This is a genomic window from Sphingomonas sp. (assembly GCF_035555815.1).
Classification (GTDB): Bacteria; Pseudomonadota; Alphaproteobacteria; order Sphingomonadales; family Sphingomonadaceae; genus Sphingomonas.
Genome location: NZ_DATMGG010000190.1, coordinates 1 through 15,705, shown reverse-complemented (window position 1 = coordinate 15,705; position 15,705 = coordinate 1). Strand labels below are relative to the sequence as shown.

16 protein-coding genes are annotated in these 15,705 nt (G+C 68.0%); 7 read left to right on the top strand and 9 right to left on the bottom strand.

Annotated features, from left to right (window positions below):
- From VNR91_RS10995 to dusB, 3 genes are all read right to left on the bottom strand, one after another.
- A partial coding sequence (locus VNR91_RS10995; protein ID WP_325490812.1) for a sigma 54-interacting transcriptional regulator occupies positions 1-1,128 on the bottom strand: 1,128 nt, incomplete at its 3' end.
- Positions 1,121-2,218 carry a two-component system sensor histidine kinase NtrB gene (locus tag VNR91_RS10990; RefSeq protein ID WP_325490811.1) on the bottom strand — a complete coding sequence of 366 codons (1,098 nt, stop codon included), beginning with the start codon at positions 2,216-2,218 and terminating at the stop codon, positions 1,121-1,123. The genes VNR91_RS10995 and VNR91_RS10990, both read right to left, overlap by 8 nt.
- Positions 2,194-3,192, bottom strand: coding sequence for a tRNA dihydrouridine synthase DusB (gene dusB, locus VNR91_RS10985; protein WP_325490810.1), 999 nt, complete (start codon positions 3,190-3,192; stop codon positions 2,194-2,196). The genes VNR91_RS10990 and dusB overlap by 25 nt, the downstream gene beginning before the upstream one ends.
- A 431-nt stretch (positions 3,193-3,623) precedes the next feature.
- Between dusB and VNR91_RS10980 the strand changes: the two genes are divergently transcribed.
- The 3 genes from VNR91_RS10980 to VNR91_RS10970 are packed head-to-tail and all read left to right on the top strand — an operon-like array spanning position 3,624 to position 5,817.
- The gene (locus VNR91_RS10980; protein ID WP_325490809.1) at positions 3,624-4,766 is read left to right on the top strand and encodes a bifunctional 2-C-methyl-D-erythritol 4-phosphate cytidylyltransferase/2-C-methyl-D-erythritol 2,4-cyclodiphosphate synthase; all 1,143 of its coding nucleotides are present in this window, start codon (positions 3,624-3,626) and stop codon (positions 4,764-4,766) included.
- Entirely contained in the window at positions 4,763-5,299 is a 537-nt protein-coding gene (locus VNR91_RS10975) for a hypothetical protein (RefSeq protein WP_325490808.1), read from the top strand. Before VNR91_RS10980 ends, VNR91_RS10975 begins: the two co-directional genes overlap by 4 nt.
- 2 nt (positions 5,300-5,301) lie before the next feature.
- Positions 5,302-5,817 carry a CinA family protein gene (locus tag VNR91_RS10970; protein WP_325490813.1) on the top strand — a complete coding sequence of 172 codons (516 nt, stop codon included), beginning with the start codon at positions 5,302-5,304 and terminating at the stop codon, positions 5,815-5,817.
- Here VNR91_RS10970 and VNR91_RS10965 read toward each other — a convergent pair.
- Together VNR91_RS10965 and lipA are read right to left on the bottom strand one after the other, a co-directional pair.
- On the bottom strand, positions 5,763-6,239 hold the full coding sequence (locus tag VNR91_RS10965) for a type II toxin-antitoxin system RatA family toxin (RefSeq protein ID WP_325490807.1): 477 nt from the start codon (positions 6,237-6,239) through the stop codon (positions 5,763-5,765). The genes VNR91_RS10970 and VNR91_RS10965 overlap by 55 nt on opposite strands.
- Positions 6,239-7,162, bottom strand: a complete 924-nt coding sequence (gene lipA, locus VNR91_RS10960) for a lipoyl synthase (RefSeq protein ID WP_325490806.1) — start codon at positions 7,160-7,162, stop codon at positions 6,239-6,241. The genes VNR91_RS10965 and lipA overlap by 1 nt, the downstream gene beginning before the upstream one ends.
- Positions 7,163-7,227: 65 nt before the next feature.
- Here lipA and VNR91_RS10955 point away from each other — a divergent pair, with 65 nt between their 5' ends.
- Positions 7,228-7,857, top strand: coding sequence for a carbonic anhydrase (locus VNR91_RS10955; RefSeq protein WP_325490805.1), 630 nt, complete (start codon positions 7,228-7,230; stop codon positions 7,855-7,857).
- A gap of 262 nt (positions 7,858-8,119) precedes the next feature.
- On the opposite strand, the gene VNR91_RS10950 is transcribed toward VNR91_RS10955, so the two are convergent.
- From VNR91_RS10950 to carA, 4 genes are all read right to left on the bottom strand, one after another.
- Positions 8,120-8,677, bottom strand: a complete 558-nt coding sequence (locus VNR91_RS10950) for a rhomboid family intramembrane serine protease (protein ID WP_325490804.1) — start codon at positions 8,675-8,677, stop codon at positions 8,120-8,122.
- Positions 8,678-8,760: 83 nt separating this feature from the next.
- Positions 8,761-9,237 (bottom strand): transcription elongation factor GreA, encoded by a 477-nt coding sequence (gene greA / locus VNR91_RS10945; protein WP_325490803.1) that lies wholly within the window; start codon positions 9,235-9,237, stop codon positions 8,761-8,763.
- Between the two features lie 77 nt (positions 9,238-9,314).
- Positions 9,315-12,638: a carbamoyl-phosphate synthase large subunit gene (gene carB / locus VNR91_RS10940; RefSeq protein ID WP_325490802.1), complete on the bottom strand. Its 3,324-nt coding sequence runs from the start codon at positions 12,636-12,638 to the stop codon at positions 9,315-9,317.
- 227 nt (positions 12,639-12,865) lie between these two features.
- Complete coding sequence (gene carA / locus VNR91_RS10935; protein WP_325490801.1) at positions 12,866-14,062, bottom strand: glutamine-hydrolyzing carbamoyl-phosphate synthase small subunit; 1,197 nt, start codon at positions 14,060-14,062, stop codon at positions 12,866-12,868.
- 106 nt (positions 14,063-14,168) lie between these two features.
- Here carA and VNR91_RS10930 point away from each other — a divergent pair, with 106 nt between their 5' ends.
- From VNR91_RS10930 to VNR91_RS10920, 3 genes are all read left to right on the top strand, one after another.
- Positions 14,169-14,621, top strand: coding sequence for a GatB/YqeY domain-containing protein (locus VNR91_RS10930; RefSeq protein ID WP_325490800.1), 453 nt, complete (start codon positions 14,169-14,171; stop codon positions 14,619-14,621).
- A gap of 152 nt (positions 14,622-14,773) precedes the next feature.
- The gene (locus VNR91_RS10925; RefSeq protein WP_325490799.1) at positions 14,774-15,106 is read left to right on the top strand and encodes a GIY-YIG nuclease family protein; all 333 of its coding nucleotides are present in this window, start codon (positions 14,774-14,776) and stop codon (positions 15,104-15,106) included.
- Positions 15,103-15,705: CHC2 zinc finger domain-containing protein (locus tag VNR91_RS10920; protein ID WP_325490798.1), on the top strand; the 603-nt coding region annotated here is incomplete at its 3' end. The genes VNR91_RS10925 and VNR91_RS10920, both read left to right, overlap by 4 nt.

Genomic DNA, 15,705 nt, shown 5'->3' with positions numbered 1-15,705 from the left:
CGCGCCGATCCACTCGTCGCGGCTGAGCGCGGCCAGCCGCCGCATCAGATTCTCCAGCTCACGCACGTTGCCCGGCCAGTCATGCCCCTCCAGCGCGACGATGCCCTCGGCGCCGATCTGCTTGCGCGGCAATCCGTCCTCGGCCGCCCGATCGAGGAAATGGCGCGCGAGCAGCGCGACGTCCTGCCGCCGTTCGCGCAGCGACGGCAGCGTCACCGGCACCACGTTGAGCCGGTAATACAGGTCCTCTCGGAATCCGCCCGCGCTCACCAGCGCCGCCAGGTCGCGATTGGTCGCGGCGACGATCCGCACGTCCGCCTTGATCGTGCGCGCGCCGCCGACGGTGGTGAATTCCCCCGACTGGAGCACGCGCAGCAGCCGCGTCTGCGCCTCCTTCGGCATGTCGCCGATCTCATCCAGGAACAGCGTGCCGCCCGCCGCCTGCTCGAATCGTCCGGCGTTGCGCGCCGCCGCGCCGGTGAAGGCGCCGCGTTCGTGCCCGAACAGCTCCGCCTCGATCAGCTCGCGCGGGATCGCCGCCATGTTGAGCGCGATGAACGGCGCGTGGCGGCGCGGCCCCAGATCGTGGATCGCCCGCGCCACCAGTTCCTTGCCAGTCCCCGATTCGCCCGACACCAGCACGGTCAGGTCGTTGGAGACGACACGGGCGATGATGCGATAGACCTCCTGCATCGCCGGCGAGCGCCCGATCATCGGCACCGCGTCCTCCGCCGGCGCCATGACGTCACCCGGCCCGCGCCGCCCGCGCGCCAGGGCGCTCGCCACCGCCTGCGTCAGCGCATCCAGGTCGAACGGCTTGGGCAGATAGTCGAACGCCCCCGCCTCATTGGCGCGCACCGCGGTCGACAGCGTGTTCTGCGCCGACAGCACGATCACCGGCAGGCTGGGGTGCGCCGCCAGGATCTCGGGCACCATCGCGATGCCGTCACCGTCGGGCAGCACCACGTCGGTGATCAGCACATCGGGCAGTTCCGTCGCCAGCGCGCGGCGCAGTTCGTGCAGGCTGGCGGCGGTGGCGACGCGATAGTCCTTGCGCCGCAGCGCCTGGCTGACGACGGTGCGGATCGCGGCGTCGTCGTCGACGACCAGGATATGGCCCTCACGCATCCATGGCCCTTGGCAGCATCACGCGGAACACCGTCACCTCCGGTTCGCCCTCACGGGCATATTGAACGATGCCGCCCATGTCGCGCACCAGCTTCTCGACCAGCGGCAGGCCGAGGCCCCGGCCCTCCGCCTTGCCCGACACGAACGGCTCGAACAGGTGCGCGGCGATGTCGCCGGGCGCGCCGGGGCCGTTGTCGGTCACCGTCAACTCGATCGGCAGCGGCAGGCGCGGGCGGCCCGGCGCGGCGCTGGCCGACATGCCGTGGCGATAGGCGGTGGTGATCGTCACCCGCGGCGCCGGCTGATCCGCCACGGCCTCGCACGCGTTCTTGAGCAGGTTGAGCACCACCTGGAGCAGCGCGTCGCTGTCGACCAGCGCCGGCGGCAGCGAGGGATCGAACCGTTCGTCCACCGTCACCCCGCGTCCGAACCCCGCCACCGCCACGCGGCGGGCATGGCCGAGCAGCGGATAGATGTTGGTCGCCGCCAGCTTGAGCGGGCGGGTGTCGGTGAAATCCTGCATCCGATCGATCAGCGCGGCGATGCGGTCGACCTCGGTGGTGATCAGCGTGGTCAGCTCGCCCTGCCCGCCGGTATCGATCCCGCCTTCGCCCAGCAATTGCGCCGCGCCGCGGATGCCCGACAGCGGGTTCTTGATCTCGTGCGCCAGCATCGCCGCCGCGCCGATCGCCGCGCGGGCACCGGCGGCGCGGTCGGCACCGTGCCCGCGTGTCGCCGGGGTCTGGCGCAGCGTCACGATCCGCCAGCCGGGCCGGTCGGGCAGTTCGCTCTCCAGCAGGTCGACGCGCAACCGCCCGACCCGGCCGATGCCGATGTCGGCGTCATAGGCGGCGAACACCCGCCCGCGCCGCCGGTCGGCATGGGCCTCGGGAAAGCGGACCAGCATGTCGACCTCCTGCCCCGCCATCGCGCGCTCGGAAAAGTTGAGCAACGTCTCGCACGCGGCATTGGCGCGCGCGATCCGGCCGTCGGGGCCGACCAGCAGCGCCGCCACCGGCAGCGCGGCGAACAGCTCCGCAAAGCCAGGTTCGCCCGCGGTGCTGCTCACGCGGCCGCGCGCGTGGTCCATGGGGCATAGAATTCGGCGAGCATCGCCTTGACCACCGCCGGGTCCGGCACCTGATTGACGCGGTTGCGGAACTCGGCGGAGCCGTGCAGCCCGCGCGTGTACCAGCCGATGTGCTTGCGCGCGACGTTGGTGCCGACTTCCTTGCCATACAGATCGAGCATCGCATCGTAATGCTCTACAAGAACGGCATATTGCTCTGCGATTCCGGGGTCGTCGCGCGGCGTCTTGCCCTCCAGCGCGTCCATCACCTGGCGCAACAGCCATGGCCGGCCATAGGCGCCGCGCCCGATCATCACCCCGTCGGCGCCCGATTGCGCAATCGCGGTCCGCGCGTCCTCGACCGAGCAGATGTCGCCGTTGACGATCACCGGGATCGACACCGCATCCTTGACCGTGCGGACGAACGCCCAGTCGGCCTGGCCCTTGTACATCTGGTTGCGGGTGCGGCCGTGGACGGTGACCATCCGCACCCCCAGATCCTCCGCGATCCGCGCCAGTTCGGGGGCGTTCAGGCTGGCATGGTCCCAGCCCATCCGCATCTTGAGCGTCACCGGCGCCTTCACCGCCTTGACCACCGCCGTGACCAGTGCGGTCGCCAGCGGCAGGTCGCGCATCAGGGCGGACCCGGCGTCGCCGTTGGTGACCTTGCGCACAGGGCAGCCCATGTTGATGTCGACGATCGCGGCGCCCTTGTCCTCGGCCAGCCGCGCCGCCTCGCCCATCTCGTGCGGTGTGCAGCCGACCAGCTGCATCGACACCGGGTCTTCGATCTTGTCCCACAGCGCTTTCTGGATCGACTGGCGCGTCTCGCGGATCGCCGCCTGGCTGGCGATCATCTCGGTTACGTTGAGGCCGGAGCCATAGCGCCGCACGATCTTGCGGAACGGCAGGTCGGTCACCCCGGTCATCGGCGCGAGCAGCACCGGGGTGTCGATCCGCACCGGGCCGACCTGGATGGGGGAAAGCGTCTGCATGATGTGCCCGAAAATTAGGCACGATCCGCTAGTTGAGCAAGGGGCGGTTGGCAAGATCAATGGTTCACGCGAAACCGCGAACAGAGAAGAACCGGTTCACGCGACGCCGCGAAGACAGAAGAACGGGTTCGCGCGGAGGCGCGGAGACGCGGAGGGTTTCGCCTGCGGCGATCGTTCGCCGCCCCAGCGGCCTTCATGCTCGCCGTTCGCCGCAGCATCCAAGGTCTCGCTGGACGCGAGACGGGGCCAAGGGCGAGTCCCCTCCGCGTCTCCGCGCCTCCGCGCGAAAAAAACCCCCGCAACGCGCTGACGAACGAGGCGCCGGCGAGCCCCGCGCCTCCGCGCGAAAAAACCGTTCTTCCTCGCGCCTTCGCGGCGTCGCGTGAACCAAATATTGGCGCGACCGACCCGCATCGGCTAGGCGCCGCCGGATGACTCGCACTGCCGCCCTGATCGTCGCCGCCGGTTCGGGATCGCGCGCTGGCGGCGGCGTACCGAAGCAATTCGCACCGCTCGGCGGCCAGCCGGTGGTCGCGCACAGCATCGCCGCGTTCCGCGCCCACCCCGCGATCGATGACGTCGTCGTGGTGATCGGCGAAGGCCAGCAGGACGTCTTCGCCGCGATCAGCGACGCGCGCTGGGTCATCGGCGGCGCCAGCCGGCGCGAGTCGGTCCGCGCCGGCCTGACCGCGCTGACCGAAGTCGATCGTGTGCTGATCCATGACGCCGCCCGCCCGTTCCTGCCCGCCGAGGTGATCGACCGCCTTGTCGCGGCGCTGGACGATACCCCCGGCGTGGTGCCGGTGCTGCCGGTCGCCGACACGCTCGCGCACGGGAGCGCCGCGCTCGGCGCGACCGTTCCGCGCGACGGGCTCTACCGCGTGCAGACCCCGCAGGCGTTCGACTACCCCGCGATCGTCGCCGCGCACGCCGCCTGGCCCGACGATGCCGAAGCCACCGACGACGCCCAGATGCTCCGCGCCGCCGGGCAGGCGGTGGCGATGGTCGAAGGAAGCCCGATGCTCGAAAAGCTCACCTACCCCGCCGACGTCGCCGCCGCCGAGGCGCGGCTGGCGACCGCCATGACTTCGCGCAGCGCGACCGGGTACGACGTCCACCGCCTCGAATCGGGCGAGGAGATGTGGCTGGGCGGCGTGCTGATCCCGCACGATCGCGGGCTGTCCGGCCACAGCGACGCCGACGTCGCGCTGCATGCGATCACTGACGCGCTGCTCGGCACGATCGCGGCGGGCGATATCGGCAGCCACTTTCCCCCCAGCGATCCGCAATGGCGCGGCGCCGCGTCGGGCCAGTTCCTCGAGCACGCCGCCGGGCTGGTCCGGGCCGAAGGCGGCATCATCGATTTCGTCGACCTGACCCTGATCTGCGAGGCGCCGAAGATCGGGCCGCACCGCGCCGCGATCCGTCAGTCGATCGCGGCGCTGCTGCGGCTTGACGCGGGCCAGGTTTCGGTCAAGGCCACCACCACCGAAAGGCTGGGGTTCACCGGCCGCGAGGAGGGGATCGCCGCGCAGGCCATCGCGACCGTTCGCGTGCCGGGAGTCCGTCGATGAAGCTGCCATCCATTGCCGTCGCCGCCGCGCTCTGGTCCGGCGCCGCTGCCGCGACCGCGGCGCAGACTGCGCCGGTCACGCTGTGTGTCTCCCCGCGTGAGGCGGAAGCGATCGTGACGCTGGTCGCGCCCGATCTGGTGCGCCTGACCGCGACGATGTGCGCGCCCAGCCTGCCCGCCACCGCCTATCTGCGCCGCCCGGCCGATCAGCTCGCCGCCAGATATGCGATGAACGGCGACGGGGCGTGGCCGGTGGCGCGCGCGGCGTTGCGCAAGTTGTTGCCGCCGGACGCCGCGCAGATGGTGGAGAATGATTTCGCGCGGCCGCTGGTCGGATCTTTGCTCGCGCCGTTGATCGTCAAGGATCTCAAGCCGCAGGATTGCGGATCGATCGATCGGTTGCTGACGTTGATCGATCCGCTGCCGGCGCGCAATACCGTGGGCCTGGTGGTCACGGTCGCCGAACTTGCGCAGCGAAAGCAACAGACGAAGGGGGGCTTCGTCATCTGTGAACCGGGGGGCGGCAAGCCGTGACGATCGATACTCTCCTGCCGGCGGAACTGGTCGATGCGGCGCGGCGCGTGATTGACGCCAATCGCGCCGCCGGCCGCCGCATCGCGGTCGCCGAAAGCTGCACCGGCGGGCTGGTCTCGGCCGCGCTGACCGAGATCGTCGGGTCGTCCGACGTGTTCGAAGGCGGCCTGATCACCTATTCGGACGAATCCAAGACCGCGCTGGTCAAGGTCAGCACCGACGTGCTGGAAACCTTTGGCGCGGTATCGATCGCGGTGGCGTGGCAGATGGCGCAGGGTGCGCTGGCGGCGACCGGTGCCGACGTCGCGGTGGCCATCACCGGCATCGCCGGGCCGGGCGGCGGCAGCGAGCGGAAACCGGTCGGCACGGTGGTGTTCGCCCGTGCGGAAAAGGGCGCGGACCCGGAACATGTCGTCGCCGACACGCATCAGTTCGGCGACCTGGGCCGCGGCGGTGTGCGGCTTCAGGCGGCGCTGTGCGCGCTGTCGCTGCTGGTGCCGGGCACGCCGGATCCGTAAAGGTCGGCGGCACGCGCCTCGAACGCGCCAATCATCTTGCGCAGCGCCCGGTCGAACACCTGCCCGGCCAGCATCTCGAACACGCGGTTCTTGAACGCGAAATCGACCGAGAAATCGACCAGCGTGCCCCCCTGCCCGTCGGGCCGGAAACGCCAGTCGTTGTGGAGGTATTTGAGCGGACCGTCGAGGTAATCGACGTGGATCCGCTCCGGCCGGGCCTTCTCGACCTGTGAGGTGAACGTCTCGCTCAGCCCCTTGAAGCCGACGATCATGTCGGCGACCATCGCGGTGTCGCTGTCCGATCGCACCCGGATCGCCGCCACCCACGGCAGGAACTCGCCATAGCGCGCGACGTCGGCCACCAGATCGAACATCTGTTCCGGCGTATAGGGTAGCTGCCGGGTCTCGGCGTGACGCGGCATCAGCGCGCCTGGGCGAGCTTCGCCGCGCGTGCGTCGCGCATCTTCGCGAAATCGTCGCCCGCGTGATAGCTCGACCGGGTCAGCGGCGACGACGCGACCAGCAGGAATCCCTTGGCCCGCGCGATCGCGGCATAGGCGTCGAACGCCTGCGGCGTGACGAAATCCTCGACCTTGGCGTGACGCGGGGTCGGCTGGAGGTACTGGCCCATCGTCAGGAAATCGACGTCGGCGGAGCGCATGTCGTCCATCACCTGGTGAACCTCGAGCCGCTGCTCGCCCAGCCCGAGCATCACGCCCGATTTGGTGAAGATCGACGGATCGAGCTTCTTCACCCCCTCCAGCAGCCGCAGCGACGCATAGTAGCGGGCACCCGGGCGAATGGTCGGATAGAGCCTCGGCACGGTTTCCAGATTGTGGTTGTACACGTCCGGGCGCGCCGCGACGATCGCCTCCACCGCCGCCTCGTGCTTGTTGCGGAAATCGGGGGTGAGGATCTCGATCGTCGTGGTCGGGTTGGCACGACGGATCGCCTCGATCACCTTGACGAACTGCGACGCGCCGCCATCGGGCAGGTCGTCGCGATCGACCGAGGTGACGACGATATGCTCCAGCCCCATCTGCGCCGCGGCATCGGCGACGTTCTGGGGCTCCATCGGGTCGACGCGGCGCGGCATCCCTGTCTTGACGTTGCAGAAGGCGCAGGCGCGCGTGCACGTGTCGCCCAGGATCATCACCGTCGCGTGCTTCTTGCTCCAGCACTCGCCGATGTTGGGACAGGCCGCTTCCTCGCACACCGTGGTCAGGCTCTTCGATCGCATCAGCGCCCGAGTCGCCGCGAAACCGGCGGAGGTCGGCGCCTTGACCCTGATCCAGTCGGGCTTGCGCTGGCGCGGTTCGCGCGGGAGCGGTGACATGTCGTTCATGCCCGCCAGATAGCGATGCCGCGCCCCGCTTGCCAGCCCCGTCCGTCGGTGCAAAAGCAGGCGGCATGACCGACTTCACCGATCTCGTCGCCGGCTATCGCCGCTTCCGTACCGAAGGGTGGAGCGAGCAGCGCGAGCGATGGGCGCAGTTGAGCGAAGGGCAGGCCCCGCGCGTGATGGTGATCGCCTGTTCGGACAGCCGGGTCGATCCCGCCCAGATCTTCGACGTCTCGCCCGGCGAGATCTTCGTCGTGCGCAACATCGCCAACCTCGTCCCGCCGTTCGAGCTGGGCGGCGGGCGCCACGGCGTGTCGGCGGCACTGGAATTCGCCGTCACCCAATTGGAGGTGCCGGAAATCGTGGTGATGGGTCACGGCACGTGCGGCGGCGTCGCGGCGGCGCTGTCGCGCCGCTTCGAGGGGGCGCCTCCCGGTGAGGGCGGCTTCATCGCGCACTGGGTCGACCTGCTCGATGAGGCGCGCGACCGCATCCTCGCCGAATTCGGCAACACGCCAGAAGCGGTGCGCGCGATGGAGCTGGAAACGGTGCGCGTGTCGATCGCCAACCTGCGTACCTTCCCGTGCATCCCGGAGCGGGAAGCGGCGGGCAAGCTCAAGCTGCGCGGCGCCTATTTCGCGATCCGCGACGGCGAATTGTGGGTGATGGACGACGCCGGCGACTTCGCGCGGGCGTAGGGGCGAGGAAAGTCGCGCCCTCACCGTTCGCCCTGCGCTTGTCGAAGCGCCGGTCTTCTTTCGATGCCGGCGGGACGACGGAAGGGCGGTGCTCCGACAAGCTCAGCGCGAACGGGGATCGATAACGCGCCCTACCGAAACCGCGCCGAGACGGGGATAAAGTGATTTCAACCCGTCATTGCGAGCCCGGCCCTGCCGGGCGAAGCAATCCAGCGCCGCGCATGATGCCCTGAATCGCCACAAGGCTTCGTCCCTCAAAACCCTACGCCCCGCGCCACTTCCACGCCAGCAGCGGCCGCGCCAGCGCCAGCCCCGCTGCAAACCCGCCGATATGCGCGGCGACCGCGACGTCGATACCCGCGCGGGCCAGCACGAACGCGAATGCCAGATTGAGCCCGCTCCACGCGGCGAGCAGCCACAACACATGCACCACCCGCGCCGGCACCGGGCCGAACGCGCGGGCTTTGGACCGGCCAAACAGCAGCGCGGATGCGCCCACCACCGCCGAGATCGCGCCGCTCGCGCCGATCATCGGCACCGGAGACGACGGATCGGCCAGCCACTGCGCCGCCGCTGCCGCATAGGCGCCGACTCCATAGAGGATCAGCACGCCCCGGCTGCCGATCACCCGTTCGGTGACCACGCCGGTGGCGATCAGCATGACGATGTTGGACAGCAGGTGCAGCACGCCGCCGTGGACCAGCGCGGAACTGAGCGGGGTGAACGCGACCGGAACCGCGCCGGGCAGATCAGCCGCCCATCCCATCGCGACCCGGCCCGGGACAAATCCCGCGACGAACGCCGCATCGACGTTCCCCACCGTCCACTGGACGCACAGGCTGACGACGATGGTGGCCGCGGCGATGCTCCAGACGGCGGGCGCGGCGGCGAATCGGCTGGGGATCAGATGAATTCGATCTTGTTGACGAGGTAGTAGCGGTCGCCCGACGGCACCGTCACTTCCACCTCTTCCTCGACCTTGCGGCCGATCAGCGCGCGGCCCAGCGGCGAGTTGTAGCTGATCCGGCCCGACTTGGCGTCCGCCTCGGTCTGGCCGACGATCTGGTAGCGGACCGGCTTGTCGTCCTCGTCCATCAACGTGACGGTGGCGCCGAACACGATCTTGTCGCCCGACAATTCGGTCGGATCGATGATCTGCGCGCGGCTCAGCTTGTCCTCGATATCGGCGATCGAGGCCTCGATCTGGCCCTGCCGTTCCTTGGCGGCATGATATTCGGCGTTTTCGGACAGGTCGCCGTGCGCGCGCGCTTCCTCGATCGCGTCGACGATCTGCGGGCGTTCTTCCTTCAGGCGCTTCAGATCCGTGGTGAGCTTTTCATAGCCCTCCTGCAACATCGGCATCTTTTCGACCGTGGCCATCTCGCCCTCTTCCTTAACGCCCCATTCCCCAGACGGGCCGATCGGCCCGTCCGCACATCAACACCGACTGTGGGGGATCAATTGTGCGACTGCGAATAATAGGCCTGCAACGGGCGCACTTCAAGGGAGGTGCTGCCCCAGGCCTGGATCGCGCGCGCCGCGGCGACGCTGGCGGAGGCGGTGGTGAAATAGGGGATGCGGCCCGCCAGCGCCGATTTGCGGATCTCCTGGCTGTCCTTGAGCGACTGCCACCCCTCGGTGGTGTTGAAGATCAGCGCGATATCGCCGTCGCGGATGCGATCGACGATGTGCGGGCGACCCTGCGCGACCTTGTTGACCCGCTCGACCGTCACGCCGTTGGCGATCAGATAGTCGGCGGTGCCGGCGGTCGCGACGATGGTGAAGCCCAGATCGGCCAGGATGCGCACGCCGGGCAGCACCACGGCCTTGTCGGTGTCCTTGACGCTGACGAACACGTTGCCGCCGCTTGGCAGCACCATGCCGGCGCCAAGCTGCGCCTTGGCGAACGCCATCGGGAAATCGCTATCGATTCCCATGACTTCGCCGGTTGATTTCATTTCCGGGCTCAGGACCGGATCGACGCCGGGGAAGCGATTGAAGGGGAACACCGCTTCCTTGACCGCGATATGCGATACCGCGCGGTCGATCTTTGGCAGGTCGGCCAGCTTCTCGCCCGCCATCACCCGCGACGCGATCTTCGCGATGGGGGTGCCGATCGCCTTGGCGACGAACGGCACCGTCCGGCTGGCGCGCGGGTTGACCTCGATCAGGTACACCTCGCCGTCCTTCACCGCGAACTGGATGTTCATCAGCCCCTTGACCGACAGCGCGCGGGCGAGCGCATCGGCCTGCCGCTCGATCTCCGCGATCACCTCGGCCGACAGGCTGTACGGCGGCAGCGTGCAGGCGCTGTCGCCCGAATGGACGCCGGCTTCCTCGATATGCTGCATCACGCCGGCCACGACCACGTCGGTGCCGTCCGCGATCGCGTCGACGTCCACCTCGACCGCGTCGCGCAGATAGCGGTCGATCAGCACCGGCGATGTGCCCGACACCTGCACGGCGGTCTGGATGTAATTGTCGAGCTGCACCGGCGAATCGACGATCTCCATCGCCCGCCCGCCCAGCACATAGCTGGGGCGCATCAGCACCGGATAACCGATCCGCTCAGCCACCGCGATCGCCTCGTCCCGGCTGCGGGCGATGCCGTTGGCGGGCTGCTTCAGGCCCAGCTTCGCCACCAGCGCGGCAAAGCGTTCGCGGTCCTCGGCCAGGTCGATCGCGTCGGGCGATGTGCCCAGGATCGCGATCCCCGCCTGTTCCAGCGATTTCGCCAGATTGAGCGGGGTCTGCCCGCCCAACTGGACGATCACCCCGACCAGTTCGCCGTTCGACCGCTCGACCTCAAGGATCTCGAGCACGTCCTCGGCGGTCAGCGGCTCGAAATAGAGGCGGTCGGACGTGTCATAATCGGTGCTCACCGTCTCCGGGTTGCAGTTGACCATGATCGTCTCATAGCCGGCGTCGGCCAGCGCGAAGCAGGCGTGGCAGCAGCAGTAATCGAACTCGATCCCCTGCCCGATCCGGTTCGGCCCGCCGCCCAGGATGACGATCTTGCGGCGGTCGCTCGGCTGGCTCTCGTCCTCCGGCAGGCCAAAGGTCGGCGCCTCGTAGGTCGAATACATGTACGGCGTCTTCGCCTCGAACTCGGCGGCGCAGGTGTCGATCCGCTTGAACACCGGGCGGACGCCCAGCTTGTGGCGCAGCGCGCGCACCTCGCCTTCGGTGACGCCGCCGGTCATCGCCTTGACCGCCTCATGGATCAGCCCGCTGCGCGCCGGAAAGCGATCGCGCAGCCCCGCCGACTTGACCGCCAGATAGGCAAGGCGCTTGTCGCTGAAGCCCATCGCCTTCAACCGCCGCATCCCGGCGGCATCGCGCGGCAGGCCGTCGGTGGCGACCTCATTCTCGGCGGCGACGATCTCGGCGATCCGCTCCAGGAACCACGGGTCGTACTTGGCGATCGCATGGACCTCGGCGACGGTGAAGCCCTCGCGCAGCGCCTGCGCAGCGACCAGCAGCCGGTCGGGCGTCGGCGACGCCAGCGCCGCCTCGATCTCCTCGCGCGGCGCGCCGACCAGATGGTCGACGTCGTTGAACCCGCTCAGCCCGGTTTCCAGCCCGCGCAGCGCCTTCTGCATCGATTCGTGGATGTTGCGGCCGATCGCCATCACCTCGCCGACCGATTTCATCGCGGTGCCCAGCAACGGCTCGGCGCCCTTGAACTTCTCGAACGCAAAGCGCGGGATCTTGGTGACGACGTAATCGATCGTCGGCTCGAACGATGCCGGGGTGGCGCCGGTGATGTCATTCTCGATCTCGTCGAGCGTGTAGCCCACGGCGAGCTTGGCCGCGACCTTGGCGATCGGGAAGCCGGTCGCCTTCGACGCCAGCGCCGATGACCGGCTGACGCGCGGGTTCATCTCGATCACGACCAGCCGGCCGTCCTTCGGATTGACCGCGAACTGGACGTTGGAACCACCTGTTTCGACGCCGATTTCACGCAGCACCGCGATGCTCGCGTTGCGCATGATCTGATATTCCTTGTCGGTCAACGTCAGCGCCGGCGCGACGGTGATCGAATCGCCCGTATGGACGCCCATCGGATCGATGTTCTCGATCGAACAGATGATGATGGCGTTGTCCGCGCGGTCGCGGACCACCTCCATCTCATATTCCTTCCAGCCGAGCAGCGATTCCTCGATCAGCACCTCGCTGGTCGGCGACAGGTCCAGCCCGTTCCGCACGATCGCCAGGAATTCCTCGCGGTTATAGGCGATGCCGCCGCCGGTGCCCCCCAGCGTGAAGCTGGGGCGGATGATCGCGGGCAGCCCGACCTTGTCCAGCCCGGCCAGCGCCTCCGCCTCATCATGGGCGATGGCGGATCGGGCCGATTCCAGCCCGATCTTGTCCATCGCGTCGCGGAACTTCAGCCGGTCCTCGGCCTTGTCGATCGCTTCGGCATCGGCGCCGATCATCTGCACGCCGAACTTGTCGAGCGTGCCGTCGCGGAACAGCGCCAGCGCGGTGTTGAGCGCGGTCTGCCCGCCCATCGTCGGCAGGACGGCGTCGGGCCGTTCCTTCTCGATGATCTTCGCCACGATCTCGGGCGTGATCGGCTCGACATAGGTGGCGTCGGCCAGATCGGGATCGGTCATGATCGTCGCCGGGTTCGAATTGACCAGGACGATGCGATAGCCCTCTTCCTTCAGCGCCTTGATCGCCTGCGTACCCGAATAATCGAACTCGCACGCCTGCCCGATGATGATCGGCCCCGCGCCAATGACGAGGATGGAGGAGATGTCAGTGCGTTTGGGCATTAGAAGTGGTCTTGTCCAAGTGAGACGAGCTTCTCAAAAGCCGCCCTATCAAGCCGAATAGTCTGCGAAAGTTTTCGCGGGATTTCGCGTGTTTCGCGCCCATATGTATCTATCTGTAGGAACTTTTCCCTACCGCAGTCGACTAGGCGCACCACCGCATGGTCGACCTCATCGTGCGGGCGCGCATTGTCGAGATGCTCGACCTCAAACTTCCGAACGGTCGCCATTCAGTTCTCTCCCATCATCCCCACGAACCGCTCGAACAGATAAAAACTGTCCTGCGGCCCCGGCGACGCCTCGGGGTGGTATTGCACGCTGAACGCCGGGCGATCGATCAGTTCGATCCCGCAGTTCGATCCGTCGAACAGGCTGACATGCGTCTCGCGCACGCCTTCGGGCAGGCTGTCGCGCTCGACCGAAAAACCGTGGTTCATGCTGGTGATCTCGACCGCGCCGTCGCTCAGCCGCTTGACCGGATGGTTGGCGCCGCGGTGGCCCTGGAACATCTTGGTGGTCTGTGCGCCCACCGCCAGCCCCAGCAGCTGGTGCCCCAGGCAGATGCCGAACAGCGGCTTGCCGGTCTCCAGCAGCTTGCGGATCACCGGCACCGCATACTCCCCGGTCGCCGCCGGATCGCCGGGGCCGTTCGACAGGAAGATGCCATCCGGCGCAAGCGCCATGATCTCGTCAAAGGTCACAGTCGCGGGCACCACCGACACCTTCGCACCAGCCTTAACAAGGTTGCGGAAGATATTGTGCTTGCTGCCATAATCGATGGCAACGACATGCGGACGCCCCTCCGTCCAGGTGTGACCTTCGGGCGCGTCGGCAGCGTAGCCAAAGCTCAGTCGCCACACGCCGCCGGCGTTGGCCGCGCCCCAGCCGAAATGGGTCTGCGTCGTCACCGCCTTGGCCAGGTCCATCCCCTCCAGCCCCGGCCAGTTCCGCGCCATGTCGAGCAGCAGCGGGATGTCGAATTCCCCGCTCGCCGAATGCGCGATCACGCCGTTGGGCGCACCGCCCACGCGGATACGGCGGGTCAGCGCGCGGGTGTCGACCCCCGACAGCCCGATGCGGGCGTGCTTCTTCATCCACGAATCGAGATGCTCGGCCGCGCGGAAGTTGCTCGGCTCGGTCACGTCCTCGCGCACGATCATGCCCAGCGCGTGGGGATCGTCGGCCTCGACGTCGTCGGGGTTGGCGCCGACATTGCCGATGTGGGGAAAGGTGAAGGCGATCATCTGGCCCGCGAACGACGGGTCGGTCATGATCTCCTGATATCCGGTCATCGCGGTGTGGAAGCACACTTCCCCCACCGCCTCGCCCTCGGCGCCGAATCCGCGGCCCCACACCACCTCACCCGATGCCAGAACAAGGACGCCGGTGGCACCGGCGGGCACGTCATAGGGATTGGCGTCGGCCATTGCGGGCGGGCACTCCGTTGGGGTTTCTGCAGCGATGTCGCTAAGGGGCGGCAGCTAGACCCCTCCCCCCCTCGCGTCAACTGGCCAACCGGGATATGGGGCTCGCATGATCAGAGACGATATCAAAGCCGCCCAGATCGCCGCGATGAAAGCCGGCGACAAGGAAACCCGCAACGCCGTGAGCCTGATCCAGGCCGCGATCAAGAACCGCGACATCGAGGCGCGCACCGGCAAGGCGCCCGAAAGCGACGATGCGCTGGTGGTCGAGGTCTTGCAAAAAATGGTCAAGCAACGCCGCGAATCGATCGAGATGTACGTGAAGGGCGGCCGCCAGGAACTCGCCGATGCCGAGGCGGTCGAGGTCGCGGTGATCGAACGCTTCCTGCCGCAGCAGATGAGCGAGGACGAGACCCGCGCCGCGATCAACGCGATCAAGGGCGAACTGGGCGCGTCGGGGATGAAGGACATGGGCCGCGTCATCGCCGAACTGAAGGCGCGCCACGGCACGCAGCTCGACATGAGCAAGGCCAGCGGTCTGGTGAAGGCGGCGCTTTCGTAACGCCCCCCCTTTATCCCGATTCTCCCGTCCCCGTTCGTCCCGAGCGTAGTCGAGGGACCGATCCTGATGCGAGGCAAAGGCGTTATTGTGCGCCCTGGCCCGGCACACGCTTAATCCTCGACTCGAATCGCTCGAGTCTGGCAAAGGGTGGTATGGCTTTCTCGACCTACATCCTGAGATGTGCCGATGGCCGCTACTACACCGGCCACACCGACGATCTTGAACGGCGCATCGCCCAGCATCACGCCGGCGGCTATTGCGATTTCACCGCGCGGCGCCAGCCGGTGACGCTGGTCTGGTCGCAGGCGTTCCCGACCCGGATCGAAGCACTGGAGGCCGAACGCCGGATCAGCCCATGGTCGCGCAAGAAGAAGGAGGCGCTCATCGCCGGTGACTGGGCGGCGCTATCCTACTGGGCACGGCCGCCGTCGACCCGTCCCTCGACTACGCTCGGGACGAACGGGGACGTGGTTGCCCGCCCATGACCCTCACCCCGCAATTCCTCGACGAACTGCGCGCCCGCACGCACCTGTCCGGGCTGATCGCGAAATCGGTGAAGCTCCAGCGCGCGGGCAAGGAATTCCGCGCCTGCTGCCCGTTCCATAACGAGAAGTCGCCCAGCTTCTACGTCAACGACGATAAGGGTTTCTACCACTGCTTCGGCTGCGGCGCGCATGGCGACGCGATCCGCTGGATGACCGATCAGCGCGGGCTGCCGTTCATGGATGCGGTGAAGGAGCTGGCGCAGGTCGCCGGGCTGGAGATGCCCGCGCTCGACCGCCAGTCCGCCGAGCGCGCCGAACGCGCCAGGGGGCTGCATGAGGCGATGGCCGATGCCGCCCAGTGGTTCACCGACCAGTTGAACGGCATCGCCGGCGCGGAGGCGCGCGCGTTGCTGGAGAAGCGCGGGATCAAGCCGGAGACGGTCAAGGCGTTCGGCCTCGGCTTCGCCCCCGATTCGCGCGGCAAGCTCAAGGACGCGCTCAAGGCCTATGGCGATCCGATGCTGGTCGAGGCGGGCCTGCTGATCGGGGTGGAGGACAAGGCCCCCTACGACCGTTTCCGCGGCCGGCTGATGATCCCG

Coding starts and splice junctions, on each gene's coding strand:
- VNR91_RS10965 (WP_325490807.1), bottom strand. CDS start 6,239: ATGCCGCGTCACGCCGAGACCCGGCAGCTACCCTATACGCCGGAACAG.
- VNR91_RS10925 (WP_325490799.1), top strand. CDS start 14,774: ATGGCTTTCTCGACCTACATCCTGAGATGTGCCGATGGCCGCTACTAC.
- carB (WP_325490802.1), bottom strand. CDS start 12,638: ATGCCCAAACGCACTGACATCTCCTCCATCCTCGTCATTGGCGCGGGG.
- dusB (WP_325490810.1), bottom strand. CDS start 3,192: ATGCAGACGCTTTCCCCCATCCAGGTCGGCCCGGTGCGGATCGACACC.
- greA (WP_325490803.1), bottom strand. CDS start 9,237: ATGGCCACGGTCGAAAAGATGCCGATGTTGCAGGAGGGCTATGAAAAG.
- VNR91_RS10930 (WP_325490800.1), top strand. CDS start 14,169: ATGATCAGAGACGATATCAAAGCCGCCCAGATCGCCGCGATGAAAGCC.
- VNR91_RS10955 (WP_325490805.1), top strand. CDS start 7,228: ATGACCGACTTCACCGATCTCGTCGCCGGCTATCGCCGCTTCCGTACC.
- VNR91_RS10990 (WP_325490811.1), bottom strand. CDS start 2,218: ATGGACCACGCGCGCGGCCGCGTGAGCAGCACCGCGGGCGAACCTGGC.
- VNR91_RS10980 (WP_325490809.1), top strand. CDS start 3,624: ATGACTCGCACTGCCGCCCTGATCGTCGCCGCCGGTTCGGGATCGCGC.
- VNR91_RS10975 (WP_325490808.1), top strand. CDS start 4,763: ATGAAGCTGCCATCCATTGCCGTCGCCGCCGCGCTCTGGTCCGGCGCC.
- lipA (WP_325490806.1), bottom strand. CDS start 7,162: ATGAACGACATGTCACCGCTCCCGCGCGAACCGCGCCAGCGCAAGCCC.
- carA (WP_325490801.1), bottom strand. CDS start 14,062: ATGGCCGACGCCAATCCCTATGACGTGCCCGCCGGTGCCACCGGCGTC.